Origin of the sequence: Trichococcus sp. (genome assembly GCF_049589555.1) — a bacterium.
Lineage (GTDB): Bacteria > Bacillota > Bacilli > Lactobacillales > Aerococcaceae > Trichococcus.
In genome coordinates, this window is sequence record NZ_JBAWAZ010000213.1 from 1 (window position 1) to 2,219 (window position 2,219).

3 protein-coding genes are annotated in these 2,219 nt (G+C 45.0%); all 3 read right to left on the bottom strand.

The features are described from left to right. Positions 1–325: 325 nt before the first annotated feature. Positions 326–493: a hypothetical protein gene (locus WBV27_RS08030; RefSeq protein ID WP_157077221.1), complete on the bottom strand. Its 168-nt coding sequence runs from the start codon at positions 491–493 to the stop codon at positions 326–328. 295 nt (positions 494–788) lie between these two features. After that, positions 789–1,454, bottom strand: a complete 666-nt coding sequence (locus WBV27_RS08035) for an NAD(P)H-dependent oxidoreductase (RefSeq protein WP_424200997.1) — start codon at positions 1,452–1,454, stop codon at positions 789–791. A gap of 296 nt (positions 1,455–1,750) precedes the next feature. After that, on the bottom strand, positions 1,751–2,219 hold a 469-nt coding region (locus tag WBV27_RS08040), incomplete at its 5' end, for a dihydrodipicolinate synthase family protein (protein WP_424200999.1).

Genomic DNA, 2,219 nt, shown 5'->3' on the forward strand with positions numbered 1-2,219 from the left:
TCTATACCCTTACCTCCACGGCTTAACGCCCTTTATGTCTTGACACCTGTAAACTCACTAAAGATTATCATGCTGATCAAAACCTGTCAATGTTCCCTTTAAATCAACTAAAGCCAACCATTACTCCAAGCCGCAACAAAAAAACAGCCAGAAAACGTCAGTGACGTCTCCAGCTGTTTTCATTTGGGTATTCTTTTGCCTAAGTGCTCCACTACAGGAAATCACTCAGTTTTTTTCTGCATCTCATCAGTACCAATTGGTCGCTTGGGCTACTTGCGAAACAACAATTGTTTGATCAGCTGCAGAACGCTTCGCTGACCGGTAACTATTGGTTCGAATCACAGCCGTACAGGCTTTCCATTTTTTCGGTCATTTCATCCGTCAGTACGTTGCTTACAAAAGCACCGTAGTAGTTTTTCTTCATTTCCATTTCCACTCTAAGATGTTCACATTCTTGTAGGGTCATATCGTTCATATTTGTATATTTTTTCATATTGGGTTCCTCCTTGTCAGAAACTTATGTAATGTAACGGGTTGATTGGCCGAAGCAACGTCAACAGGCAGATTTCTGATGAGATGTACTTACTTTATACAATGAAGTGGACGCTAAGTCAAGAATACTGCTCAGCCAATATTGTTCCAAAAACCTCTTTTTAGTCTATATAATGCAAAAAACAGGAAGACAGCCCTACACCTGATAGGATTGTCTTCCTGTTGTATTTGTTGTTCTTTTTGTGTATTTCCGAGCAATCTTAGCCTATTCCAGTTCCGCTTCGACCACAAAGGACTCAGTCGATGATTTCTAAAATCTCATCCAAGGACTGTCTTTTCTTCGGCGTGATTGGTTCATTCCGGTAGCCCAACCCGAGCATATAGGAAACACCGAACTCGTTCAGGTCGACCAGACCTTTTTCAGACAGATATTTCTCAACATTGGCTTTGTTGAAGCCTTCGATTGGGCAGCTGTCGATTCCCAAAAGGGCCGCAGTGGTCATCATGTTGGCCATCGCGATATACGTCTGTTTGGAGGCCCAATCGTACAATTTTCGTTCGTCCGTCAATTGCTGATTGTTCTTTTGGAAGTTATCGAAGTATTGGCTGCGCGGCGAGTCAATAGCAAAGTCCACGCCGAGCACGTCCTCAACGATGTGTCTGACATGGTCGCTTTCGATGGTCACATTTTTTCTGGCCAAAGCGATGACGAAATGGCTTGCGCCATTGAGGCTGTTGACCGCTCCCGCAGCAATCTTTTTCAAGTCATCCTTGATATCCTGGTTGTTCACCAACAAGAATTTCCAAGGTTCATACCCGAAGGAACTCGGCGATAAACGTGCCGATTCAATGATTGTTTCCCAATCTTCCACAGCAATCTTCTTTGTTGGATCGAAAGATTTTGTGGCATAGCGGCTTTGATGTGCTTCGATGATTTGTGCTCTTAATTCAGGTGTCGACATAAATGGATCTCCTCACTTTACATGATATAATTCGCAATAAAATCTACCTACTCAATATACTACTTTTTTATGGCAGATCCGGCAAGGGTGGGCTCCTTTCGATGAACCCAACAATCGGAACACAGTCCATTTTTAGCCATCTCCGGTGAAGGGTCGCTCGCCTGAGATGGCGCTCTTATATCGTTACTATACTCCTGCGAAAGGGCCCTCATCGGAGATGCCGGTATTTGAATGACTATTTCCTCCGGTGAAGCGCCGCTGACCGGAGTTCATCCCTTTTACCTGGAGCTGAACTGTTACAAATTACCCAGCGGCGAACGTGCAACGGCCATATCGATCTGCGTGTGCTTCGTGATTTCATTTTTAATGTAAATAATCGGGTTGTTCGCAAAAACGTTGTGAATCTTCTCTTCGATTCCGGCGTTTTTTATTTTGTCCGCGCGCCCGCGCAATAAATCCGTGAAATATTCTTCTACCTCGGTAGGATACAGATTACCCGCCATGGAGGACAGACGGGTTGCGCCCAATACGATTTTTTTGTCCAGAACTATTTCCCCGCCGGCATAGATGTAGATTTTCTTGTTGGCCACAGAAATCAATTCGGGGATGCGCGCGCTATCGCCCGCATCCTTGATGCCGATGATGTTCGGAAGCTTGATCAGTTCAGCAAAAGTGCCCAACTCCAGATTGAACCCCGTGCGCCGCGGATTGTTGTAGAGGATGATGGGCTTCTCGATAACTTTGGCGATAGCTTCCACATAGCGC

Excerpts from the sequence above, each read along its gene's own strand:
- WBV27_RS08030 (WP_157077221.1), bottom strand. The coding sequence starts at position 493 with ATGAAAAAATATACAAATATGAACGATATGACCCTACAAGAATGTGAA.
- WBV27_RS08035 (WP_424200997.1), bottom strand. The coding sequence starts at position 1,454 with ATGTCGACACCTGAATTAAGAGCACAAATCATCGAAGCACATCAAAGC.